Origin of the sequence: Hydrogenophaga sp., assembly GCF_041913525.1 — a bacterium.
In the GTDB taxonomy this organism is placed as follows: Bacteria; Pseudomonadota; Gammaproteobacteria; order Burkholderiales; family Burkholderiaceae_C; genus Hydrogenophaga.
Genome location: NZ_JAYSFD010000003.1, coordinates 324,528 through 348,897 on the forward strand (window position 1 = coordinate 324,528; position 24,370 = coordinate 348,897).

A 24,370-nucleotide genomic window follows, 5' to 3' on the forward strand; every position below is an offset into this window, starting at 1 on the left:
CATCGTCGATCACGTCCTTGGAGCGGATGTTGGCCAAAGGGGCTCTGTGGGCGTGCTTGGCGATGGGCTCGCTGGTGGCCCACGCGCAGAACGCCATTCAGTCTGTAACCGGTGGCGTCGAGTCGGGTGTTGAGGTCGTTCGGATCACCACCGCAGAGCCGCTCAAGGCGGTCCCCACGAGTTTCGCCATCCAGTCCCCAGCGCGCATTGCGTTGGATTTTTCTGGTGTGACCAACGGTGTCGGCCGTAGCTTGGTGGATATCAACCAGGGCAACCTCCGTTCCGCCAATGTGGTCCAGGCCGGGGATCGCACCCGCGTGGTGATCAATCTGAAGCAATCGGCGGGCTATCAGGCCAAGGTGGAAGGCAACACGTTGTTGGTGGTGCTGGACCGCTCGGAGGCGGTCACCGCCGTCACTCAGCCCCCACAGGCGTTCGCCGAAAGCCGCAACCTGGACGTGGTGTCCCTGCGTGACATCGATTTCCGCCGAGGCGTGGGCAATACCGGCCGCGTGATCGTTGAACTCGGTAACAGCCAGGTGGGCGTGGACATTCGCCAGCAAGGTCAGGGCCTGGTGGTCGACTTCCTTAAAACGTCGTTGCCAGAGGGTCTGCGCCGGCGCCTTGACGTCACCGACTTCGGCACCCCGGTTCAGAGCGTGGTGACCACCCAGGTGGGCGACCGTGTTCGCATGGTGGTGACGCCGTCCGGCAATTGGGAACACTCGGCCTACCAAAGCGACAACCAGTTCGTGCTGGAAATCCGGGAGCAGAAGATTGACAGCAACAAGCTCAGCAAAGGGCCAGGCTACAGCGGAGAGAAGCTGTCGCTGAACTTCCAGAACATCGAAGTTCGCTCGCTCCTGCAGGTGATTGCCGACTTCACCAACTTCAACGTGGTCACGTCCGATTCCGTGAGTGGCTCGGTGACCCTGCGCCTGAAGGATGTGCCTTGGGACCAGGCACTGGAAATCATTCTGCAGGCCAAAGGCCTGGGCATGCGCAAGTCGGGCAATGTGTTGTGGATTGCACCCAAGGACGAGATTGCCGCGCGTGAGAAGCAGGAGTTGGAAGCCAAGGCCTCGATCGAGAGCCTGGAGACCTTGCGTACCCAGGGCTTCCAGATGAACTACGCCAAGGCGGCCGACATTGCTGCCCAGTTGGTCTCGGGTGGCGCCGCGGGTCAAGCCGCGACGTCGGGCACCACTGGCGCCCGTATCTTGTCGGGTCGGGGTAGCGTGATCGCCGAGGCTCGCACCAACCAACTCTTCGTGACCGATGTGCCTTCTCGCCTGGAAGCCGTGCAAGAGCTGATCAACAAGCTCGATATTCCGATTCGCCAGGTGATGATCGAAGCGCGCATCGTTGAGGCGGACGACACGTTCAGCAAGTCGATCGGTGTGCGACTGGGTGGCGGCATCAATGGTTTCAAGGTCGGTTCCAACAACGGCAACGACGTGTACGGCAACTTTGGCTCCACCTACAGTGCCGTGAGCACGGGTCCGACCATGACCTCGCTGCCCTTCGTCAACCTGCCGGCCAACCCGTCAGGTGCGCAGGCGGCCTCGTATGCCCTGTCGCTGTTCAGCCCGAACAAGTCTCGGTTCCTGTCGCTGGAGCTATCGGCACTCGAGTCCGATGGCAAGGGGCGAATCGTGTCCAGCCCGCGCGTGGTCACCGCTGACCAGGTCAAGGCATTGATCGAGCAGGGCACCGAGTTCCCCTACCAGACGGCCACTTCCAGCGGTGCCACGGCCATCGCTTTCCGCAAGGCCAACCTGAAGCTGGAAGTCACGCCCCAGATCACGCCGGAAGGCAACATCATCCTGGACCTGGACATCAACAAGGACAGCCGAGGCGAGACCACGGTGGACGGGATCGCCATCAACACCAAGCACGTGAAGACCCAGGTGCTGGTGGAGAACGGCGGTACCGTGGTGATCGGCGGTATCTTCGAGCAGACCGAGCGCAACGAAGTGGACAAGGTGCCGCTTCTTGGCGACCTACCTGGTCTTGGCAACCTGTTCAAGACGCGCAATCGCATCAACGACAAAAGTGAATTGCTGATCTTCATCACCCCTCGGGTGTTGGGTCGCACGGCCATCAATTGAGTTCGTCACCTCTTTATTTGGTGGGCTTGCCAGGGTCTGGCAAGTCAACTGTTGGACGGCACCTTGCCAAGCGTCTGGGTGTGCCCTTTCTTGACTCGGATCATGTGATCGAAGAGCGGCTGGGTTGCACCATTCGAGAGTTTTTCGAGCGTGAAGGCGAAGATCGTTTTCGCGATCTTGAGTCCGAGGTGCTGGATGAGTTGACCCGTCTTCCCGGGGTGGTGCTCTCCACCGGTGGTGGTTCGGTGTTGCGCAAGGCCAACCGCGAGTGGCTTCGGGAGAGGGGGCATGTGGTGTATTTGCGTTCGCATCCGGAAGAAATCTTTCGGCGCTTGCGCCACGACCGGGTTCGCCCACTTTTGCAGGTGGCCGATCCGCTGCAACGCTTGCGCGACCTGTTTGCAGCGCGAGATCCTCTTTACCGTGAGACTGCTCACTTTGTCATTGAGACGGGCCGCCCATCCGTGTCCACCTTGGTCAATATGATCGTGATGCAGTTGGAGTTGGCAGGCGCTGTGCCGGCGCCTGACCTGGGGGCACCCCGGGGTTGAGCTGCGCGTGGCCCGAAGGGCAACGCATACACTTCGGGGATGCAAGGCACTTCCTCTTCGAACCTCTCTGCCGTGGTGTCGATCGACCTCGGCGACCGGCGTTATGACATCCGCATCGGATCGGGCCTTCTGGACGATCCTGCGCATTTCGCAGATCTGCCCAAGGCGGCCACCGGCATGGTGGTCACGAACACCACCGTGGGGCCTTTGTATGCCGAGCGTCTGCGGGTGGTGCTGGCGCGCCAGTACCAGCGGGTGCTGGTGGTGGAGCTGCCCGATGGCGAAGCCCACAAGACCTGGGAAACCCTCAACCTGATCTTCGATGCCCTGCTGGCCAACGGCTGCGACCGCAAGACCGTGTTGTTTGCCCTGGGCGGCGGGGTGGTGGGCGACATGACGGGCTTTGCCGCCGCTGCGTTCATGCGCGGCGTGCCCTTCGTGCAGGTGCCCACCACGCTCTTGGCCCAGGTGGATTCTTCGGTGGGGGGCAAGACGGCCATCAACCACCCCTTGGGCAAGAACATGATCGGCGCCTTCTACCAGCCACAGCGGGTGCTGTGTGACCTCGACACGCTGGCCACGCTGCCGGCGCGCGAGCTCAGTGCCGGGCTTGCCGAGGTGATCAAGTACGGGCCCATCGCCGACATGGATTTCCTGGCCTGGATCGAGGCCAATGTCGATGCGCTGCTGGTGCGCGAGCCCCAAGCCATGGCGCACGCGGTGCGCCGGAGTTGTGAAATCAAGGCCCTGGTGGTGGGGCAGGACGAACGAGAGAGCGGGGTGCGCGCCATCCTGAATTTCGGCCACACCTTTGGCCACGCGATCGAAGCCGGCATGGGTTACGGCCAGTGGCTTCACGGCGAGGCCGTGGGGTGTGGCATGGTGATGGCTGCCCGGCTCTCGGCGGCGCTGGGTCACGTGGACGCGGCTTTCGTGGCGCGCCTGACGCGCCTGATCGAGCGGGCCGGGCTTCCCGTGGTGGCCCCGGTGCTGGACGACAAGGACAACGTGGGTCGGTACCTGGAGCTGATGCGCGTTGACAAGAAGGCCGAGGCTGGGCAGATCAAGTTTGTGGTGATCGCAAGGCCGGGTGAGGCGGCGGTGGAACCCGCACCGGATGAGGTGGTGGCCGAGGTGATTCGCGCCAGTTGCTTGCCGGCATGACAGACCAGCCCATTGGCAGCGGGGTCTTGGCCTCCTACGCCAGCCACCCGTCTCACAGCAGAGGGCGTCGACACGACGAGCCGCCTGCGCCTACCCGCAGTGCCTTCCAGCGCGATCGCGATCGTGTTATCCACTCGACCGCCTTTCGGCGCCTGGTCTACAAGACGCAGGTGTTTCTCAACCACGAGGGTGATCTGTTTCGCACGAGACTGACGCATTCGCTGGAAGTGGCGCAACTGGGCCGCAGCATTGCCCGCTCGCTGGGGCTGAACGAGGACCTGGTGGAGGCCATTGCACTCGCCCACGACCTGGGCCACACACCCTTCGGGCACGCCGGTCAGGATGCCTTGCACGCCAGCCTCCAAGCCGTTCCCGCGACGGACGATGAGCCCGATGGATGGGGCTTTGAGCACAACCTGCAAAGCTTGCGGGTGGTGGACGAACTGGAGGAGCGCTACCCCGCGTTCGATGGCCTGAACCTGTGTTTCGAGACGCGTGAGGGCATCCTCAAGCACTGCTCGCGCCACAACGCTCGCCGTCTGGAGGCGCAAGAACCCGGCGGCGTGGCCCACCGGTTTTTGCACGGCGGCTCGCCCTCACTGGAGGCGCAGTTGTGCAACCTGGCCGATGAGATCGCCTACAACGCCCACGACATCGACGATGGCGTTCGTTCGGGCCTGATCACCCTGGAGCAACTGGAGGCCGTGGAGCTGTTTGGCCACTACCGCCGGCAGGCGTCGGCGGCGCACCCCCATCTGCAGGGCCGGCGCCTCTTGTACGAATCGGTGCGGCTGATGTTGAGTGACCAGGTGTACGACGTGATTGACGCCTCCCGCGAGCGGCTAACAGCCAGCGGCGTGGACAGCGCTGACGCCGCCCGCCGAAGCGCCCCGTTGGTGGGCTTCTCCGATGGCATGCGCCAGCGCAGTCAGGCGCTCAAAACCTTCTTGTTCCGCAACCTCTACCGCCACCCCCAGGTGGTGGAGACCACCGGGCGTGCCCGGCGAGTGGTGGACGAGCTGTTTCGCTGCTACCTCGCGCGGCCCGAGGAAATGCCGCCTTCGCCAGGCCGTGAACACGGCCCGCGCCGGGTGGCCGATTACATCGCCGGCATGACCGACCGCTTCGCCATCCGTGAACACGAGCGCCTGCTCGGTGAGGTGTTGTTCCCATGAGCCGGTCGGTGAGTGAGGCCGGCCTGGCCGCCACCGTGGTGCTGGCTGGCGTGGCCAGCGCGCTGCACATCGGCAAACTGCCGGTGGCCATCCCGGTGCTGCAGCAGACCATGGGCCTGAGCTGGATGCAGGCCGGGTTTCTGTTGTCGGTGGTGCAGGTGGCGGGCATGGCCCTGGGGCTGCCGGCAGGCTTGCTGGCCGATCGTTTTGGGCCGCGCCGTGTGATGCTGTGGGGCCTGTGCCTGTTGGCGCTGAGCAGCGCCGCTGGCGCCCTGGCCCCGACACCGGACGCCATGCTGGTGGCTCGCGCCTTTGAGGGCGCGGGTTTTTTGCTTGCGGTGCTGCCGGCGCCTGGCTTGCTGCGGCGCTGCGTGACGCAACCGCAAGCACTGGCCAGGTCCCTGGGTTGGTGGGGCGCCTACATGCCGCTGGGCACGGCCCTGGCTTTGGGCCTGGGGGGCGTGTCCATCGAGGCGGTGGGCTGGCGTTGGGTCTGGCTGGGCCTCGGCGCGCTCGCCTTGATCGCTGCCCTGGCGCTGGCGCGCCAAGTGCCTGCAGACGCACCTGCCGCGCCCGGCGCGGCTGCCGCACTGGGGCCTCGTCTGCGGCGCACGCTGGGCGCACCCGGCCCGTGGCTGGTGGCCCTGCCGTTTTTTCTGTACTCGGCGCAGTGGCTGGCCGTGATCGGTTTTCTGCCGGCCTTGTTGGCGCAGGCCGGCTATCAGGGGCCGGTGGCGGGAGCGCTCACGGCGGCGGTGGCGGCTTCCAACATGCTGGGCAATATCGGTGCCGGGCGTTGGCTGGCCCGCGGTGCCCGCCCCGGGGTGTTGCTGGCGGTGGCTTTTCTGGCGATGGCGGTGGGGGCTTTGCTGGCCTTCGGCGTGCGTGAGTGGCCATTGCTGGCCTATGCCTCGGTTGTGCTTTTCTCGGCCCTGGGGGGCATGATCCCTGGCACCTTGTTCAGCGTCGCGGTGGCCGTGGCGCCGGGGGAGGGCACGGTGTCCACCACCGTGGGCTGGATGCAGCAGTTCTCGTCGCTGGGCCAGTTCCTGGGGCCGCCCGTGGTGGCCTGGGTGGCCACGCGGGTTGGGGGCTGGCATTACACCGGCTGGGTCACGGCTTCTGCCGCCCTGTTGGGCTTGGTGCTGGCCTGGCGTCTGCAACGCGAATGGGTCGCGCACCGCCACCCGGGCCACGCCTGAGGCTGTTTGTTCCCATGGCCCGACTGCCTCGTCTCACCGTTCCCGGTCAGGTGCACCACGTCATTCAGCGGGGCAACAACCGGCAGCCCATCGTGCACAGCGATGCCGATCGCCAGTTCCTGCTGGACCTGCTCGGTGAGCAAGCGCGCCAACACCGGGTGGCCCTGCACGCCTATGTGCTGATGGACACCCACTTTCACCTGTTGCTCACACCCGAGTCGGAGACCGGGTTGGCCGCGATGATGCAGGCGGTGGGGCGCCGCTATGTTCGGTATTTCAATGACTTGCATCACCGCAGCGGCACGTTGTGGGAGGGGAGGTACCGCTCCACCGTGGTGCAGGACGGTCCCTTGGTGCTGCAGTGCATGGCCTATCTGGACCTCAATCCGGTGCGCGCCGGGCTGGTGGTGGAGCCGACCCAGTACCCGTGGTCCAGCCACCGGCACGGCGTGGGGCAACTGGTGGATCGCCGCCTGACGCCGCCCGCGGCCTACTGGGCCTTGGGCAACACGCCCTTTGCCCGCGAGGCCGCTTACGCCCTCCTGGTGAAAGAGGGGCTGTCTGCCGCCATCGAGCGCGCCATCGTGGACGCCGCGCTGCACGGCTGGGCCTTGGGTGACCCGGCGTTTCTGGCCCAGCTGCAGCAGCGCACTCCTCGGCGGGTGAGCCGTGGCCGCCCGGGTCGGCCGCCCTCGCTCGACAAATCCGACGCGACCCGTTGAACGCCCTCGGGCGATCTCTCAAGGGTCAGTCATTGCCCTGATTAATCTGTCCCCATTTAAACAATGAAGATTTTTTAAGTCTTCAAATAAGAATCTGACCCCATTTAATCTGCTTGGCATCGATGTTGCGTTGCGATAGGCTCGCGCATTCGCATTTCTGTCCGCCCCGAACCCTAAAGGAAGCGCCATGACGACGGCAGCCGAGCAGCAGCAAATTCAACAACAGGGTCTGTACGACCCGGCCAACGAGCACGACGCGTGCGGCGTGGGTTTCGTGGCCCATATCAAGGGCGAGAAGCGCCACGACATCGTGACCCAGGCGCTCAAGATTCTGGAGAACATCGACCACCGTGGCGCCGTGGGCGCCGACCCGCTGATGGGCGATGGCGCCGGCATCCTGATCCAGTTGCCCGACGCGCTGTACCGCGAAGAAATGGCCAAGCAGGGCGTGACGCTGCCGCCCGCCGGTGAATACGGCGTGGGCATGATCTTCCTGCCCAAGGAGCATGCCTCTCGCCTGGCCTGCGAACAAGAGATGGAGCGCGCCATCAAGGCCGAGGGCCAGGTGCTGCTGGGCTGGCGCGATGTGCCGGTGAACAAGGACATGCCCATGTCCCCCACCGTGCGCGAGAAAGAGCCGATCATGCGGCAGGTCTTCATCGGCCGTGGCGCCGACGTGATCGTGCAGGACGCGCTGGAGCGCAAGCTGTACGTGATCCGCAAGACCGCCAGTGCGCACATCCAGGCGCTCAAGCTCAAGCACAGCAAAGAGTATTACGTGCCCAGCATGAGCAGCCGCACCGTGGTTTACAAGGGCCTGCTGCTGGCCGACCAGGTGGGCACCTACTTCCTGGACTTGCAAGACCCCCGTTGCGTCTCGGCCCTGGGCCTGGTGCACCAGCGCTTCTCCACCAACACCTTCCCCGAGTGGCCGCTGGCCCACCCCTACCGCTACGTGGCCCACAACGGTGAGATCAACACCGTCAAGGGCAACTACAACTGGATGAAGGCGCGCGAAGGCGTGATGTCCTCGCCTGTGCTGGGCGAAGACCTCAAGAAGCTCTACCCGATCAGCTTCGCCGGCCAGTCCGATACCGCCACCTTCGACAACTGCCTTGAGCTGCTCACCATGGCGGGCTACCCCATCAGCCAGGCCGTGATGATGATGATTCCCGAGCCTTGGGAACAGCACACCATGATGGACGAGCGCCGCCGTGCGTTCTACGAGTACCACGCCGCCATGCTGGAGCCCTGGGACGGCCCGGCCTCCATCGTGTTCACCGATGGCCGCCAGATCGGCGCCACGCTGGACCGCAACGGCCTGCGCCCCTCGCGCTACTGCGTGACCGACGATGACCTGGTCATCATGGGCTCCGAGTCGGGCGTGCTGCCCGTGCCCGAGAACAAGATCGTGCGCAAGTGGCGCCTGCAGCCCGGCAAGATGTTCCTGATCGATCTGGAGCAGGGCCGCATGATCGACGACGAGGAGCTCAAGGCCAACCTCGCCAACAGCAAGCCCTACAAGCAGTGGATCGAGAACCTGCGCATCCGCCTGGACGACGTCGAGCACCCGGTGGCCGGCGAAGACGCGCAAGAGCAGCCGGTGGCCAACACCGAACCGCAATCCTCTGGCTCTGAGAAGGTGTCGCCTGAGCTGCTGGACCTGCAGCAGGCTTTTGGCTTCACCCAGGAAGACATCAAGTTCCTGATGAGCCCGATGGCCGCCAATGGCGAAGAGGGCATCGGCTCCATGGGCAACGACAGCCCGCTGGCGGTGCTGTCCGACAAGAACAAGCCGCTCTACAACTACTTCAAGCAGCTGTTCGCCCAGGTGACCAACCCGCCGATCGACCCGATCCGCGAAGCGATCGTGATGTCGCTGGTGTCCTTCATCGGCCCCAAGCCCAACCTGCTGGACATCAACCAGGTCAACCCGCCGATGCGCCTCGAAGTGAGCCAGCCGGTGCTGGACTTCGCCGACATGGCCAAGCTGCGCAACATCGAGCAGGCCACCAAGGGCAAGTTCAAGAGCGCCACGCTGGACATCACCTACCCCGCCAACTGGGGCCGTGAGGGCGTGGAAGCCAAGCTGGCCTCGCTGTGCGCCGAAGCCGTGGACGCCATCAAGAGCGGCAGCAACATCCTCATCATCAGCGACCGCGCCGTGAGCGCCGAGCAGGTGGCCATCCCCGCGCTGCTGGCGCTGTCGGCCATCCACCAGCACCTGGTGCGTGAAGGCCTGCGCACCACCGCCGGCCTGGTGGTGGAGACCGGCTCCGCCCGCGAAGTGCACCACTTCGCCGTGTTGGCGGGTTACGGCGCCGAAGCCGTGCACCCCTACCTGGCCATGGAAACGCTGGCCGCCCTGCACAAGGACCTGGGCGCCGATTTGTCGGCCGAGAAGGCCATCTACAACTACGTCAAGGCCATCGGCAAGGGCCTGTCCAAGATCATGTCCAAGATGGGCGTGAGCACCTACATGTCGTACTGCGGCGCCCAGCTGTTCGAGGCCATCGGCCTGAACAGTGAGACCGTGGCCAAGTATTTCACCGGCACCGCCAGCCGCGTGGAGGGAATTGGCGTGTTCGACATCGCCGAAGAGGCCATCCGCATGCACAAGGCCGCCTTTGGCGATGACCCGGTGCTGGCCACCATGCTGGAAACCGGTGGCGAGTACGCCTGGCGCGCCCGAGGCGAAGAGCACATGTGGACGCCCGACGCCATCGCCAAGCTGCAGCACAGCACGCGCGCCAACAACTGGAACACCTACAAGGAATACGCGCAGATCATCAACGACCAGAACCGCCGCCACATGACGCTGCGCGGTCTGTTCGAGTTCAAGATCGACCCGTCCAAGGCCATCTCCATCGACGAGGTGGAGCCGGCAAAAGAGATCGTCAAGCGCTTCGCCACCGGCGCCATGTCGCTGGGCTCCATCTCCACCGAGGCCCACGCCACCCTGGCCGTGGCCATGAACCGCATTGGCGGCAAGAGCAACACCGGCGAAGGCGGCGAAGACGCGCTGCGCTACCGCAACGAACTCAAGGGCATTCCCATCAAGCAGGGCCAGACCATGTCCGACCTGCTGGGCAACATCTTTGAGGTGGACTACCCGCTGCAGGAAGGCGATTCGCTGCGCTCGCGCATCAAGCAGGTGGCCTCGGGCCGCTTCGGTGTGACCGCCGAGTACCTGTCCAGCGCCGACCAGATCCAGATCAAGATGGCCCAGGGCGCCAAGCCGGGTGAGGGCGGCCAGCTGCCGGGCGGCAAGGTGTCCGACTACATCGGCAAGCTGCGCCACAGCGTGCCTGGCGTGGGCCTGATCTCCCCGCCGCCGCACCACGACATCTACTCCATCGAAGACTTGGCGCAGCTCATCCACGACCTGAAGAACGTGGCCCCGCACAGCTCGATCTCGGTGAAGCTGGTGTCGGAAGTGGGCGTGGGCACCATTGCCGCTGGCGTGGCCAAGTGCAAGGCCGACCACGTGGTGATCGCTGGCCACGACGGTGGCACTGGCGCCTCGCCCTGGTCGTCCATCAAGCACGCCGGCTCGCCCTGGGAAATCGGCCTGGCCGAGACCCAGCAGACCCTGGTGCTCAACCGCCTGCGCAGCCGCATTCGTGTGCAGGCCGACGGCCAGATGAAGACCGGCCGCGACGTTGTCATCGGCGCGCTGCTGGGCGCCGATGAGTTCGGCTTCGCCACCGCACCGCTGGTGGTCGAGGGCTGCATCATGATGCGCAAGTGCCACCTCAACACCTGCCCGGTGGGCGTGGCGACGCAAGACCCCGAGCTGCGCAAGAAGTTCTCGGGCAAGCCCGAGCACGTCGTCAACTACTTCTTCTTCGTGGCCGAAGAGGCTCGCCAGATCATGGCGCAGCTGGGCATTCGCACCTTCGACGAGCTGATTGGCCGCGCCGACCTGCTCGACATGAAGCAAGGCATCGCGCACTGGAAGGCCCGTGGCCTGGACTTCAGCCGCCTGCTGGCCACCCCGGCCGTGCCGGCCGACGTGCCGCGCCTGCACACCCAGAACCAGGACCACGGTCTGGAGAAGTCGCTCGACAACGTGCTGATCGCCAAGTCGCGCCCCGCCATCGACAAGGGCGAGAAGGTGCAGTTCATCGAGCGCGCCCGCAACGTGAACCGCTCGGTGGGCGCCATGCTGTCCGGCGCGGTCACCAAGGTGCACCCCGAAGGCCTGCCCGACGACACCATCCGCATCCAGCTTGAGGGCACGGGCGGCCAATCGTTTGGCGCATTCCTGTGCAACGGCATCACGCTGTACCTGATTGGTGACGCCAACGACTACACCGGCAAGGGCCTGTCGGGCGGCCGCGTGGTGGTGCGCCCCAGCCTGGAGTTCCGTGGTGAGGCCGCGCGCAACATCATCGTGGGCAACACGGTGATGTACGGCGCCACCACGGGCGAGGCCTTCTTCAGCGGCGTGGCCGGTGAGCGCTTTGCCGTGCGCCTGTCGGGTGCCACCGCCGTGGTGGAAGGCACTGGCGACCACGGTTGCGAGTACATGACCGGCGGCACCGTGGTGGTGCTGGGCAAGACCGGGCGCAACTTTGCCGCTGGCATGAGCGGTGGCGTGGCCTACGTCTACGACGAAGACGGCCTGTTCGCCAAGCGCTGCAACACCGCCATGGTGTCCCTGGACAAGGTGCTGCCCGCGGCAGAGCAGGAAGCCACGGTTGACCGCGCCATCTGGCACCGTGACCAGACCGACGAGGCCCAGCTCAAGAAGCTGCTGGAAGACCACAACCGCTGGACCGGCAGCAAGCGTGCCCGCGAACTGCTCGACCACTGGGAAACCGCTCGCGCCAAGTTCGTGAAGGTGTTCCCCACCGAGTACAAGCGCGCCCTTGGCGAGATCAACGCTCGCAAGGCCGCCGCCGCGGCCACCAGCAAGGCCCAGGGCAGCGCCAAGAAGACCGCCGCCGCCAAGTAAGCAACCACGCCACGAAAGACACGCATCATGGGAAAAGTCACTGGCTTCATGGAATATGAGCGTCTCGAAGAGGGCTACAAGCCCGTCGCCGAGCGCGTGAAGCATTACAAGGAATTCGTCATCGGCCTCGATGACGCGCAGGCCAAGGTTCAGGCGGCGCGTTGCATGGACTGCGGCACCCCGTTCTGCAACAACGGCTGCCCGGTCAACAACATCATTCCTGACTTCAACGACCTCGTGTACCGCAGCGACTGGCGCAACGCCATCACTGTGCTGCACAGCACCAACAACTTCCCCGAGTTCACCGGCCGCATCTGCCCGGCGCCTTGCGAAGCCGCCTGCACGCTCAATGTGAACGACGACGCGGTGGGCATCAAGTCGATTGAGCACGCCATCATCGACAAGGCCTGGGAAAACGGTTGGGTCAAGCCGCAGCCCGCGCAGCACAAAACGGGAAAGAAGGTGGCGGTGGTCGGCTCTGGCCCGGCCGGCTTGGCCGCGGCCCAGCAGCTTGCCCGCGTCGGTCATGACGTGACCGTGTTCGAGAAGAACGACCGCGTCGGCGGCCTGCTGCGTTACGGCATTCCCGACTTCAAGATGGAGAAGTCGCACATCGACCGCCGCGTGGCGCAGATGGAGGCCGAAGGCGTGGTGTTCCGCACCGGCGTGCTGGTGGGCAACATGCCGGCCGACACCAAGGTGACGAACTGGGCCAAGGAAACCATCTCGGCCGAGCAGCTCAAGAGCGAATTCGACGCTGTGCTGCTGACCGGTGGCGCCGAGCAGAGCCGCGACCTGCCCGTGCCCGGCCGTGACCTCGACGGCGTGCACTTCGCCATGGAGTTCCTGCCGCAGCAGAACAAGGTGAACGCGGGTGACAAACTCAAGGGACAGATTCGCGCCGACGGCAAGCACGTCATCGTGATCGGCGGTGGCGACACCGGCTCCGACTGCGTGGGCACCAGCAACCGCCACGGCGCGGTCAGCGTCACCCAGTTTGAGGTCATGCCCCAGCCGCCCGAGCAGGAAAACAAGCCCCTGGTGTGGCCCTACTGGCCGCTGAAGTTGCGCACCAGCTCCAGCCACGAAGAAGGTTGCGTGCGCGAGTTCGCCATCTCCACCAAGGAGTTCGTGGGCAAGAACGGCAAGGTCACCGGTCTGAAGACGGTGCATGTCGAGTTCAAGGACGGCAAACTGGTCGAGATCCCTGGCACCGAGAAGGAGTACAAGGCCGACCTCGTGCTGCTGGCCATGGGCTTCGTGAACCCGGTGGCGTCGGTGCTGGACGCTTTTGGTGTGGACAAGGACGCCCGCGGCAACGCCAAGGCCTCGACCGAGTTCACCGGCGGCTACGCCACCAACGTGGCCAAGGTGTTCGCCGCTGGCGACATGCGCCGTGGCCAGTCGCTGGTGGTATGGGCCATTCGCGAAGGCCGCCAGGCCGCGCGGGCGGTGGACGAGTTCCTGATGGGCTTTTCCGACCTGCCGCGTTGACCTGTCGGGCCCACGGGCCCATTGGGATACCCGATGACTCGGGTTTCCCCGCATCCCTTATCATGAACAAGCCGGGTGAACTGCCCGGCTTTTCATTGATGCGCTCCAACCAATCCCCCTCTTTGGTGGAATTGCGCGGCGTCACCTTCGGGTACGGCCCTCGCGTGATTCTCGACAACATTTCGCTGACCGTGCCGCGAGGCAAGGTCACGGCGCTCATGGGCGCGTCTGGCGGGGGCAAGACCACGGTGCTGCGCCTGATTGGCGGGCAGATCCGCGCGCAAAGCGGCCAGACCCTGTTCGACGGTCATGACATCACGACCATGGGCCAGCATGAGCTGTACGCGGCGCGTCGCCGCATGGGCATGTTGTTCCAGTTTGGCGCGCTGTTCACCGACATGAGCGTGTTCGACAACGTGGCCTTCCCGCTGCGCGAACACACCCAGTTGCCCGAGGCCTTGGTGCGCGACATCGTGCTCATGAAGCTCAACGCGGTGGGGCTGCGCGGTGCGCGCAACCTCATGCCCAGTGAGCTGTCGGGCGGCATGGCTCGTCGGGTGGCCCTGGCGAGGGCCATCGCGCTTGACCCCGATCTGGTCATGTACGACGAGCCCTTTGCCGGCCTTGACCCCATTTCGCTGGGCACGGCCGCGCGCCTGATTCGCCAGTTGAATGACGCGATGGGGCTGACCAGCGTGGTGGTGTCGCACGACCTGGACGAGACCTTTCACATTGCCGATCAGGTGATCGTGCTGGCCAACGGCAAAATCGCCGCGCAGGGCACGCCCGACGAGGTGCGCCACAGCGAAGACCCGCTGGTGCAGCAGTTCGTGAATGCCTTACCCGACGGCCCGGTGCGTTTTCACCACCCAGCGCCCGATCTCGCCACCGATTTCGGCAACGGAGGCCACCTGTGAACGCCCTGCATCCCGCTCGCGTGGGCCGCGCCGTGCGTCAGCACATCACGGCCATCGGCTTTGCCACGCGCCTGTTCCTGCGCCTGGTGGCCTTGTTCGGCCCGGCCATGCGCCGTTTTGGCCTGGTGCGCGACCAGGTCCATTTCCTGGGGAACCACTCGCTGGCCATCATTGGCGTGTCGGGCTTGTTCGTGGGCTTTGTGCTTGGGCTGCAGGGTTATTACACGCTGCAGCGCTACGGTGCCACCGAAGCCTTGGGCTTGCTGGTCACCTTGTCGCTGGTGCGCGAGCTGGGGCCGGTGGTCAGCGCACTGCTGTTTGCCGGGCGGGCCGGCACGTCGCTCACGGCCGAGATCGGCCTGATGAAGGCCGGTGAGCAACTCAGTGCCATGGAGATGATGGCGGTGGACCCGGTGCGCCGTGTGCTGGCGCCGCGCTTCTGGGCCGGTGTCATCACCATGCCGCTGTTGGCAGCGGTGTTCAGCGCCGTGGGTGTGATCGGCGGTTGGGTGGTGGGCGTGCTGCTCATTGGCCTGGACGGGGGCGCCTTCTGGAGCCAGATGCAGGGCGGCGTGGACGTGTGGGACGACGTGGGCAACGGCGTCATCAAGAGTGTCGTGTTCGGTTTCACCGTCACCTTTATTGCTTTGCTGCAGGGCTACCTGGCCCAGCCCACGCCCGAGGGCGTGTCCCGCGCGACCACCCGCACGGTGGTGGTCGCCTCTCTGGCGGTGCTTGGACTCGACTTCGTCCTCACCGCCATGATGTTCAGCATCTGACCGCGGCAATTTGCGGAGTAAATGGCTATGCAATCTTCCAAAAACGACTTCTGGGTGGGCTTGTTCGTGCTGATCGGCGCGGCCGCTGTCCTGTTCCTGGCGCTGCAATCGGCCAACCTGCTGAGCCTGAATTTCGAGCCCACCTACCGGGTGACGGCTCGTTTCGACAACATCGGCGGTCTCAAGCCCAAGTCGGCCGTGCGCAGTGCCGGTGTGGTGGTGGGGCGGGTCGAGTCCATCGGCTTTGACGACAAAACGTTCCAGGCCAGCGTCACCCTCACGCTCGAATCGCGCTATGCCTTTCCCAAGGACAGCTCGCTGAAAATTCTCACCAGCGGCCTGCTGGGCGAGCAGTACATCGGCATCGAGCCCGGTGGTGACCCGGACAACTTTCAACCGGGAGCGGTCATTACCCAGACCCAGTCCGCCGTGGTGCTGGAAAACCTGATCGGCCAGTTCCTGTTCAACAAGGCCGCCGAAGGCGGCGACAAGGCCCCTGCCCAGTGATCGACGCTGGAGTGAATGCCATGAAATCCTCGACCCTGTCCCTCAAAGTCGCGCTGGCGGCGGCTACCCTGGCGCTGGCCAGCGGCTGCGCCACCGGCCCTGATGCCAACCCCCGTGACCCGCTGGAGCCGTTCAACCGCGGCGTGCAGCGCTTCAACGACGCGGTGGACGAGGCAGTGCTCAAGCCGGTGGCCACCACCTATGTGGACGTAACGCCCAGCCCCGTGCGCACGGGTGTGACCAACTTCTTCGGCAACCTGCGAGACCTGTGGTCGTCCGTCAATGCGGCGCTGCAGTTGCGCCCCCGCGAGAGCGCCGAGAACCTGATGCGCTTTGGCGTGAATACCACCTTCGGTCTGGCAGGTCTGCTGGACATCGCCACCGAGATGGGCATTCCGCGCACCCGCATTGATTTCGGCCAAACCCTGGGGCGCTGGGGCGTGGGCTCTGGCCCTTACCTGGTGCTGCCGTTCTTCGGGCCCTCGTCCTTCCGCGACACCGTCGGCCTGGTGGTGGATTCCAACGCCGACCTCGTGGGCGACGTGGACCGTGTGGCCAACCGCAACAGCCTGTACACGCTGCGGGTCATCGACACCCGTGCGGGCCTGCTGGGCGCGGGCAACGTGCTGGAAGGCGCGGCGCTGGACAAGTACAGCTTCACCCGCGATTTCTATTTGAACCGCCGGCAGAGCCAGATCGACGACATGATCGACAAGGGCATCGGCCTGGGCAACGGCGAGTGAGCCGGGATACGTCTCGCAACCAAATCGGTGGAACGCGACACACGCCCACGCCCTCACATCCCTACTATCGATACCTCGCCGGCGCCCGTGCCGGCGCCTGAAAGGAACCCCATGCTGCAACGCCGCCATTGGATCGCCGCCACCGCCATTTCCTTTGCCAGCCTGGCCCTGCCGGCCTTCGCTGCCGACGAGGCGCCGGACGCTCTGGTCAAGCGCATCTCGGGTGAGGTGCTGGCCACCATCAAGGCAGACCCCGCCATCCAGGCGGGTGACATGAACCGCATCGTCGCCCTGGTGGACGGCAAGATCATGCCCAACGTGAACTTCACGCGCATGACCGCCTCTGCCGTGGGCCGCTATTGGCGCCAGGCCACGCCCGAGCAGCAAAAGCAACTGCAAGACGAGTTCAAGACCTTGCTGGTGCGCACCTACTCGGGTGCCCTGGGCGAGGTGAAAGACCAGACCTTGCACTTCAAGCCCATGCGCATGCAGCCCACCGACACCGAGGTGGTGGTGCGTTCAGAGGTGCGCGGCAAGGGTGAGCCCATCCAGCTCGATTACCGCCTGGAAAAGACCCCCAGCGGCTGGAAGATCTATGACCTGAACGTGCTGGGTGTGTGGCTGGTGGAAACCTACCGCACCCAGTTCGCGCAGGAAATCGGGGCCAAGGGCATTGATGGCTTGATCGCCTCGCTGGCCCAGCGCAACAAAAGCAACAGCGCCAAGGCCAGTTGATCGACATGAGCACCGAAGCGGCCCAACTCCCTGAGCGCCTGACCCTGGAAGAGGCAGGCAAGACCCTGGCCGAGCTGGGCGCCACCCTGGCCCGGCAGGCAGGGCCAGAGGTTTCGCTGGACGCCGCCGGCCTGCGCGAATTCGATTCCTCGGCTGTGGCGGTGCTGCTGGAGTTACGCCGCCAGCTCAGCTCGCAGGGCAAATCGTTGCGGGTGGTGCGCTGGCCCCGGCGCTTGCAGGAACTGGTGGCCTTGTACGGTGTGCAGGAACTGCTGCCCGCCTGAGGCAGTGCTTTCCCCCGGGTCGTAAAATACCCGGTTCTCCGCGCCGCAGATGGTCTGCGAACCGCCGGGGACCCCAGCGGTTTCACCAGCGCATGTCAGCCGTCTCCTTCCAGAACGTTTCCAAAACCTACCGCACGTCGCGGGGCGATTTTCAGGCCCTGAGATCGGTGTCGTTCGACATCGAGCCGGGCGAATTCTTTGGTCTGCTTGGCCCCAACGGCGCGGGCAAGACCACGCTCATCAGCATCTTGGCGGGTTTGGCCAGCCCCACGTCGGGCCGGGTGACGGTGCTTGGGCACGATGTGCAATCTGATTACCGGGCCGCGCGCCGCCACCTGGGTGTGGTGCCGCAAGAGCTGGTGTTCGACCCCTTCTTCAACGTGCGCGAGGCGCTTCGAATCCAGTCGGGTTATTTCGGCATTCGCCACAACGACGATTGGATCGATGAGCTACTGGCGGGCCTGGGCTTGAGCGACAAGGCCAATGCCAACATGCGCCAGCTCTCGGGCGGCATGAAGCGGCGGGTGCTGATCGCGCAGGCCTTGGTGCACAAGCCGCCTGTGATCGTGCTCGACGAGCCCACCGCCGGCGTGGACGTGGAACTGCGCCAGACCTTGTGGCAGTTTGTCTCGGGCCTGAACAAACGCCTGGGCAGCACGGTGCTGCTCACCACCCATTACCTGGAAGAGGCCGAGGCCTTGTGTGGCCGCATCGCCATGCTCAAGCAAGGGCAGGTGGTGGCGCTGGAAAGCACGTCTTCCCTGCTGGCGCGGGCCTCGTCCAACGTGCTGCGCTTCAAGACCGATGGCGCCTTGCCGCCCGAGCTGGCCGCGCAGGCCCGCATCACCGGGCGCGTGGTGCAGCTGCCGGCGGGCGACGTGGCCACTGTCGAGCGCCTGCTGGCCCGCCTGCGCGAGGCTGGCGTGGTGGTGGAGGACATCGAGATTCGCAAGGCCGATCTGGAAGACGTGTTCCTTGACCTGACCGGCAGCCAGTCGGCGGCCAATGCAAGCCGTGAAGAGGTGAAGGCATGAGCGGTTGGCAAACCCTGTTCTACAAAGAGGTGTTGCGCTTCTGGAAGGTGGCCTTCCAGACCGTGGCGGCGCCCATCGTCACGGCCTTGCTCTACCTGATGATCTTCGGCCACGTGCTTGAAGACCGCGTGCAGGTGTACGACTCGGTGAACTACACCGCTTTTCTGCTGCCCGGCCTGGTGATGATGAGCGTGTTGCAGAACGCCTTCGCCAACAGCAGTTCGTCCCTGATCCAGAGCAAGATCATGGGCAACATCGTGTTTTTGCTGCTCACGCCCTTGTCACACCGGGCCTGGTTCGTGGCCTATGTGGGCTCGTCCATCGTGCGCGGCCTGGTGGTGGGCGCGGGGGTGATGGCCGTGGCCTGGTGGTTCGCCAAGCCCTCCCTGGTGGCGCCGCTGTGGATTCTGGTGTTCGCCTTCATGGGGGCGGCCTTGCTGGGCGGCCTGGGCCTGATTGCGGGGCTGTGGGCCGAGAAGTTCGACCAGATGGCCGCGTTTCAGAACTTCCTCATCATGCCCATGACCTTCCTCTCGGGCGTGTTCTATTCCATCCATTCCCTGCCAGCTTTCTGGCAGCAGGTGAGCCACCTCAACCCCTTCTTCTACATGATCGATGGCTTTCGCTACGGCTTCTTCGGCCAGAGCGACGTGTCGCCCTGGGTCAGCCTGGGGCTGGTGGGCGCTGCGCTGGCGGTGGTCAGTGCCATCGCCTTGCACCTGCTGAAGATCGGCTACAAGATTCGCCATTGAGAACCCGCATGACCGCCGAAGAACTGCAATCCATCATCGCTGCCGGCCTGGCGTGCGACCACATTGAAGTGGCGGGCGATGGCCGCCACTGGTCGGCCGTGATCGTCTCGCCCGAGTTCGAGGGCAAGCGGGCGATTCAGCGCCACCAGCGCGTGTACGCCACCTTGGGCGCGCGCATCCACACCGACGAGGTGCACGCCTTGTCAATGAAAACCTACACGCCCGCCGAATGGGCGGCACAAGGCTGAGCATGGACAAATTGCGCATTCGCGGCGGCCGCGTTCTCACGGGTGAAGTGCAGATTTCGGGCGCCAAGAACGCGGCGCTTCCCGAGTTGTGCGCGGCCCTGCTCACCGACGAGGCGGTCACGCTCAGCAACGTGCCTCGCCTGCGCGACGTGGCCACCATGCGCCACCTGCTCGACAACATGGGCGTGCAGACGCAAACCCTGGGTGAGCGTGGCGGCATGGTGCTGCGCGCCGCTGACCCCATCACCGCCGAAGCCCCTTACGACCTGGTGAAAACCATGCGGGCGTCGGTGCTGGTGCTCGGGCCCCTGCTGGCGCGTTTTGGCCATGCGCGTGTGTCGCTGCCTGGCGGCTGCGCCATCGGGTCGCGCCCGGTGGATCAGCACATCAAGGGCATGCAGGCCATGGGCGCCGAGATCGTGGTCGAGCATGGCTACATGGTGGCCCGGCTGCCGCAGGGGCGTTCGCGCCTGCACGGCGCCCGCATCGCCACCGACATGGTCACCGTCACCGGCACCGAGAACTTCCTGATGGCTGCGGCGCTGGCGCAGGGCGAAACCCTGCTGGAGAACGCCGCGCAAGAGCCCGAAATCACCGACCTGGCCGAGATGCTCATCGCCATGGGCGCCAAGATCGAAGGCCACGGCACCAGCCGCATTCACATTCAGGGCGTGGACCGCCTGAAGGGCTGCGAGCACCGCGTGGTGGCCGACCGCATTGAAGCCGGCACCTTTTTGTGCGCCGTGGCCGCGGCGGGTGGCGACGTGCTGCTGCGCCATGCCCGCTCTGACCACCTGGAGGCGGTCATCGAGAAGCTGGTGGCCGCGGGCGCCGAGATTGACGCCGGCTCAAACGCCGCTGGCCCATTCATTCGTGTGCGCTCCAACGGGCGCTTGAAGGCCCAGAGCTTCCGCACGACCGAATACCCTGGCTTTCCCACCGACATGCAGGCGCAATTCATGGCGATCAACTGCATCGCCGAAGGCGCCAGCAAGGTCACCGAGACCATCTTTGAAAACCGCTTCATGCACGTCAACGAGCTGGTGCGCCTGGGCGCCAACATCCAGACCGATGGCAAGGTGGCGGTGATCGAGGGCGTGCCCCGCCTCTCCGGCGCCACCGTGATGGCCACCGACCTGCGGGCCTCGGCCAGCCTGGTGATCGCTGGCCTCGTGGCCGATGGCGAGACCATCGTGGACCGCATCTACCACCTTGACCGCGGTTACGACCAGATGGAAGAGAAGCTGCGCGGCATTGGCGCGGACATCGAGCGCATCAAATGAACGACACCATCACCCTGGCCCTGTCCAAAGGCCGCATCTTTGACGAAACCCTGCCGCTACTGCGCGCCGCCGGCATTGAGGTGCTGGAAGACCCCGAGAAGTCGCGCAAGCTGATCCTGCCCACCAACCAACCCAATGTGCGCGTGGTGCTGGTGCGGGCCACCGACGTGCCCACCTACGTGGAGCACGGCGGCGCCGATCTGGGCGTGACCGGCAAGGACACCCTCATCGAACACGGTGGCCAGGGCCTGTACCAGCCGCTGGACCTGAACATTGCCCGCTGCCGCGTGAGCGTGGCCGTGCGCGCCGATTTCGACTACGCCAGTGCCGTGCGCCAGGGCTCTCGCCTGCGTGTGGCCACCAAGTACACCGCCATCGCCCGCGAGTTCTTCGCCAGCAAGGGGGTGCACGTTGACCTGATCAAGCTCTACGGCAGCATGGAACTGGCGCCCCTGACGGGCCTGGCCGATGCCATCGTTGACCTGGTGTCCACCGGCAACACGCTCAAGGCCAACCACCTCGTCGAGGTGGAGCGCATCATGGACATCAGTTCCCGCCTGGTGGTGAACCAGGCCGCCCTCAAGCTCAAGCAATCCCTCATTCGACCCCTCATTCGCACGTTCGCCGACGCTGTCGACAAGGCCACCTGACCATGAGCATTTCCGCCACGCCCCTTCGCCTGTCCACCCTCGACGCCGACTTCGAGACCCGCTTCGCGGCGCGTCTGCACTGGTCCAGCGAGACGGATCATGCGATCGAGCAGCGCGTGGCGGACATCCTGGCCGACGTGCAGGCGCGTGGTGACGCCGCTGTGCTGGAGTACACCGCCCGCTTCGATGGCTTGAACGCCAGCGAATTGCGTGCGTTGGAGTTGTCCCAGGCCGAACTCAAGGCGGCCTTCGACAGCCTGCCCATCGCGCAGAAGGCGGCCCTGGAGTCGGCCGCGCAGCGCGTGCGCCGCTACCACGAGGCCCAGAAAAAGGCCAACGGCGAGAGCTGGTCGTATCGCGACGAAGACGGCACCCTGCTGGGCCAGAAGGTCACGCCGCTGGACCGTGTGGGCATCTACGTGCCCGGCGGCAAGGCGGCCTACCCGTCCAGCGTGCTGATGAACGCCATCCCGGCCCACGTGGCCGGCGTGCCCGAAATCATCATGGTGGTGCCCACGCCGCGCGGTGAGAAGAACCCGCTCGTCTTGGCCGCGGCTTATGTGGCCGGCGTGAGCCGGGCCTTCACCATCGGTGGCGCTCAAGCCGTGGCCGCACTGGCCTACGGCACGGCCACCGTGCCCAAGGTGGACAAGATCACCGGCCCCGGCAACGCCTATGTGGCCAGTGCCAAGAAGCGCGTGTTTGGTCTGGTGGGCATCGACATGATTGCCGGCCCCAGCGAGATTCTGGTGCTGGCCGACGGCAGCACCCCGGCCGACTGGGTGGCCATGGACCTGTTCAGCCAGGCTGAGCACGACGAGCTGGCACAGAGCATTTTGCTGTGCCCTGATGCCGACTACATCGCCGAGGTGCAGGCCGCCATTGACCGCTTGCTGCCCAGCATGCCGCGCGCGTCCATCATCGCCAAGAGCCTGAACGACCGGGGCGCGCTGATCCACACCCGCGGCATGGAAGAGGCCTGCGCCATCAGCAACCGCATCGCGCCCGAGCACCTGGAGGTGTCCAGTGCCGAGCCGCACCGCTGGGAGCCGCTGCTGCGCCACGCTGGCGCCATCTTCCTGGGGGCCTACACCAGCGAAAGCCTGGGCGACTATTGCGCCGGCCCCAACCACGTGTTGCCCACCAGTGGCACCGCCCGCTTCAGTTCGCCGCTGGGCGTGTACGACTTTCAGAAACGCAGCAGCCTGATTGAGGTGAGCGCGGCTGGCGCTCAGGGCCTGGGCGTGGTCGCTGCAGAGCTGGCTTATGGCGAAGGCCTGCAGGCCCACGCCCGCGCGGCCGAGCTTCGCCTGACCGATGTGCCGCCGATGCGAGGCGCCCAATGAGCATGAACCCCTTGAAATCCATCCGCCAGGACGTGCAGTCCATGCACGCCTATGCCATCCAAGACTCGACCGGCATGGTCAAGCTCGACGCGATGGAAAACCCCTACAGCCTGTCGCCTGAGCTGCAGTCCGAACTGGGTGCTCGCCTGGGCGCGGTGGCCATCAACCGCTACCCCGGTGCGCGCATCGAAGACCTCAAGCTCGAGCTGGCCCATTACGTGGACCTGCCTCGCGGCCATGCCCTGATGCTGGGCAACGGCTCTGATGAGTTGATCTCCTTGCTGGCCATGGCTTGCGACCTGCCGGGCGCCACCATCCTCGCGCCGGAACCGGGCTTCGTGATGTACGCCATGAGCGCCCAGTTGCAGGGCTTGCGCTTTGTGGGTGTGCCGTTGGATGCCAACTTCGAGCTGGACGAGGCGGCCATGCTGGCGGCCATGCGCGAACACAAGCCCGCCATCACTTACCTGGCCTACCCGAACAACCCCACGGCCAACCTCTGGGACGCGGCGGTGATTCGCCGCCTGATCGCCGAAGCCGCCACCTTTGACGGCCTGGTGGTGATGGACGAGGCCTATCAACCCTTCTCCAGCGCCACCTGGCTGGACGAAATGCGCGCGCACCCGGCGGCCAACGCCAACGTGCTGCTCATGCGCACGCTCTCCAAGTTCGGCCTGGCTGGTGTGCGGCTGGGCTACATGATCGGCACGCAGACCCTGGTGCACGAGATCGACAAGCTGCGCCCGCCCTACAACGTGAGCGTGCTCAATGCGGAGTGCGCCCTGTTCGCGCTGGAACATGCCGATGTGTTCGCGGTGCAGGCGGCCGAGATTCGTGAGCAACGCGCTCAGCTCATCGACGCCCTGGCGCGCCTGCCGGGCGTTCAACCCTTCCCCAGCGACGGCAACATGGTGTTGGTTCGCGTGCCCGACGCGCATCGCGCGTTCGAGGGGCTCAAAGCCCAGGGGGTGCTGGTGAAGAATGTTTCTAAAATGCACCCCTTGCTGGCCCAGTGCCTGCGGCTGACAGTGGGCACGCCCGCGGAAAACGCCCAACTCCTTCGCGCTCTCCAGACTGCCCTATGACCAACCCGCCCACCTTTCCCACTCCGGGGCCCACCGACCGCGCGGCCGATGTGCAGCGCAACACCAACGAGACGCAGATCAGCCTGCGGGTCAACCTCGACGGCACCGGCGTGTCCATCCTGTCCACTGGCATCGGGTTCTTTGACCACATGCTTGACCAGATCGCGCGGCATGGCCTGATCGACCTGGAGATTCAGGCCAAGGGCGATTTGCACATCGACGGCCACCACACGGTGGAAGACGTGGGCATCACGTTGGGCCAGGCCTTTGCCAAGGCCGTGGGCGACAAGAAGGGCATCCGCCGCTATGGCCATGCCTACGTGCCGCTGGACGAAGCCCTCTCGCGCGTGGTGATCGACTTCTCCGGTCGCCCGGGTCTGCACATGCGCGTGCCCTTCAAGGCCGGCACCATCGGCGCCTTCGACACCCAGCTCACCTATGAGTTTTTCCAGGGCTTCGTGAACCACGCCGGCGTCACCCTGCACATCGACAACCTGCACGGCGAAAACGCCCACCACCAGGCCGAGACCGTGTTCAAGGCCTTTGCCCGTGCATTGCGCGCGGCCCTGGAGCGCGACCCCCGCATGGGCGACGTGATTCCTTCCACCAAGGGCTCGCTCTGAGCAGG

Annotated in this window: 22 protein-coding genes; all 22 read left to right on the forward strand. The window is 65.3% G+C overall.

Annotation, left to right across the window (positions count from 1 at the left end; genetic code table 11):
- The first annotated feature begins 26 nt into the window (after positions 1-26).
- The 22 genes from pilQ to hisB all read left to right on the forward strand — a co-directional run bounded on the left by pilQ (position 27) and on the right by hisB (position 24,365).
- On the forward strand, positions 27-2,111 hold the full coding sequence (gene pilQ, locus ACE3RQ_RS06495) for a type IV pilus secretin PilQ (protein ID WP_374521203.1): 2,085 nt from the start codon (positions 27-29) through the stop codon (positions 2,109-2,111).
- A 20-nt stretch (positions 2,112-2,131) separates the two neighbouring features.
- Positions 2,132-2,662, forward strand: a complete 531-nt coding sequence (locus ACE3RQ_RS06500) for a shikimate kinase (RefSeq protein ID WP_374521204.1) — start codon at positions 2,132-2,134, stop codon at positions 2,660-2,662.
- A 39-nt stretch (positions 2,663-2,701) separates the two neighbouring features.
- A complete protein-coding gene (gene aroB, locus ACE3RQ_RS06505; protein WP_374521088.1) occupies positions 2,702-3,826 on the forward strand; it encodes a 3-dehydroquinate synthase in 1,125 nt (374 codons plus the stop codon).
- Entirely contained in the window at positions 3,823-5,001 is a 1,179-nt protein-coding gene (locus ACE3RQ_RS06510; RefSeq protein WP_374521090.1) for a deoxyguanosinetriphosphate triphosphohydrolase, read from the forward strand. Before aroB ends, ACE3RQ_RS06510 begins: the two co-directional genes overlap by 4 nt.
- Positions 4,998-6,203 carry a CynX/NimT family MFS transporter gene (locus ACE3RQ_RS06515; RefSeq protein WP_374521092.1) on the forward strand — a complete coding sequence of 402 codons (1,206 nt, stop codon included), beginning with the start codon at positions 4,998-5,000 and terminating at the stop codon, positions 6,201-6,203. The genes ACE3RQ_RS06510 and ACE3RQ_RS06515 overlap by 4 nt, the downstream gene beginning before the upstream one ends.
- A gap of 14 nt (positions 6,204-6,217) precedes the next feature.
- The gene (locus ACE3RQ_RS06520) at positions 6,218-6,925 is read left to right on the forward strand and encodes a transposase (RefSeq protein WP_374521094.1); all 708 of its coding nucleotides are present in this window, start codon (positions 6,218-6,220) and stop codon (positions 6,923-6,925) included.
- Positions 6,926-7,112: 187 nt separating this feature from the next.
- Positions 7,113-11,885, forward strand: a complete 4,773-nt coding sequence (locus tag ACE3RQ_RS06525) for a glutamate synthase-related protein (RefSeq protein WP_374521096.1) — start codon at positions 7,113-7,115, stop codon at positions 11,883-11,885.
- 27 nt (positions 11,886-11,912) lie between these two features.
- The gene (locus tag ACE3RQ_RS06530; RefSeq protein ID WP_374521097.1) at positions 11,913-13,379 is read left to right on the forward strand and encodes a glutamate synthase subunit beta; all 1,467 of its coding nucleotides are present in this window, start codon (positions 11,913-11,915) and stop codon (positions 13,377-13,379) included.
- A gap of 62 nt (positions 13,380-13,441) precedes the next feature.
- On the forward strand, positions 13,442-14,296 hold the full coding sequence (locus ACE3RQ_RS06535) for an ABC transporter ATP-binding protein (RefSeq protein WP_374521099.1): 855 nt from the start codon (positions 13,442-13,444) through the stop codon (positions 14,294-14,296).
- The gene (gene mlaE / locus ACE3RQ_RS06540) at positions 14,293-15,075 is read left to right on the forward strand and encodes a lipid asymmetry maintenance ABC transporter permease subunit MlaE (protein WP_374521101.1); all 783 of its coding nucleotides are present in this window, start codon (positions 14,293-14,295) and stop codon (positions 15,073-15,075) included. The genes ACE3RQ_RS06535 and mlaE overlap by 4 nt, the downstream gene beginning before the upstream one ends.
- A gap of 27 nt (positions 15,076-15,102) precedes the next feature.
- The gene (gene mlaD, locus ACE3RQ_RS06545) at positions 15,103-15,582 is read left to right on the forward strand and encodes an outer membrane lipid asymmetry maintenance protein MlaD (protein ID WP_374521103.1); all 480 of its coding nucleotides are present in this window, start codon (positions 15,103-15,105) and stop codon (positions 15,580-15,582) included.
- A gap of 20 nt (positions 15,583-15,602) precedes the next feature.
- Positions 15,603-16,325, forward strand: coding sequence for a VacJ family lipoprotein (locus tag ACE3RQ_RS06550; protein WP_374521105.1), 723 nt, complete (start codon positions 15,603-15,605; stop codon positions 16,323-16,325).
- Between the two features lie 111 nt (positions 16,326-16,436).
- Positions 16,437-17,060, forward strand: a complete 624-nt coding sequence (locus ACE3RQ_RS06555) for a phospholipid-binding protein MlaC (protein ID WP_374521107.1) — start codon at positions 16,437-16,439, stop codon at positions 17,058-17,060.
- Positions 17,061-17,065: 5 nt separating this feature from the next.
- On the forward strand, positions 17,066-17,344 hold the full coding sequence (locus ACE3RQ_RS06560) for a lipid asymmetry maintenance protein MlaB (protein WP_374521109.1): 279 nt from the start codon (positions 17,066-17,068) through the stop codon (positions 17,342-17,344).
- 92 nt (positions 17,345-17,436) lie between these two features.
- Entirely contained in the window at positions 17,437-18,378 is a 942-nt protein-coding gene (locus tag ACE3RQ_RS06565; RefSeq protein WP_374521111.1) for an ABC transporter ATP-binding protein, read from the forward strand.
- Positions 18,375-19,130, forward strand: a complete 756-nt coding sequence (locus ACE3RQ_RS06570) for an ABC transporter permease (RefSeq protein ID WP_374521113.1) — start codon at positions 18,375-18,377, stop codon at positions 19,128-19,130. Before ACE3RQ_RS06565 ends, ACE3RQ_RS06570 begins: the two co-directional genes overlap by 4 nt.
- A gap of 8 nt (positions 19,131-19,138) precedes the next feature.
- Complete coding sequence (locus ACE3RQ_RS06575) at positions 19,139-19,378, forward strand: BolA family protein (protein WP_374521115.1); 240 nt, start codon at positions 19,139-19,141, stop codon at positions 19,376-19,378.
- A 2-nt stretch (positions 19,379-19,380) separates the two neighbouring features.
- On the forward strand, positions 19,381-20,661 hold the full coding sequence (gene murA / locus ACE3RQ_RS06580; RefSeq protein ID WP_374521117.1) for a UDP-N-acetylglucosamine 1-carboxyvinyltransferase: 1,281 nt from the start codon (positions 19,381-19,383) through the stop codon (positions 20,659-20,661).
- Entirely contained in the window at positions 20,658-21,311 is a 654-nt protein-coding gene (gene hisG / locus ACE3RQ_RS06585) for an ATP phosphoribosyltransferase (protein ID WP_374521118.1), read from the forward strand. Before murA ends, hisG begins: the two co-directional genes overlap by 4 nt.
- 2 nt (positions 21,312-21,313) lie before the next feature.
- Positions 21,314-22,657 carry a histidinol dehydrogenase gene (hisD, locus tag ACE3RQ_RS06590; protein WP_374521120.1) on the forward strand — a complete coding sequence of 448 codons (1,344 nt, stop codon included), beginning with the start codon at positions 21,314-21,316 and terminating at the stop codon, positions 22,655-22,657.
- Positions 22,654-23,742 carry a histidinol-phosphate transaminase gene (hisC, locus tag ACE3RQ_RS06595; RefSeq protein ID WP_374521122.1) on the forward strand — a complete coding sequence of 363 codons (1,089 nt, stop codon included), beginning with the start codon at positions 22,654-22,656 and terminating at the stop codon, positions 23,740-23,742. Before hisD ends, hisC begins: the two co-directional genes overlap by 4 nt.
- Positions 23,739-24,365: an imidazoleglycerol-phosphate dehydratase HisB gene (gene hisB, locus ACE3RQ_RS06600; protein ID WP_374521124.1), complete on the forward strand. Its 627-nt coding sequence runs from the start codon at positions 23,739-23,741 to the stop codon at positions 24,363-24,365. Before hisC ends, hisB begins: the two co-directional genes overlap by 4 nt.
- Positions 24,366-24,370 lie beyond the last annotated feature (5 nt).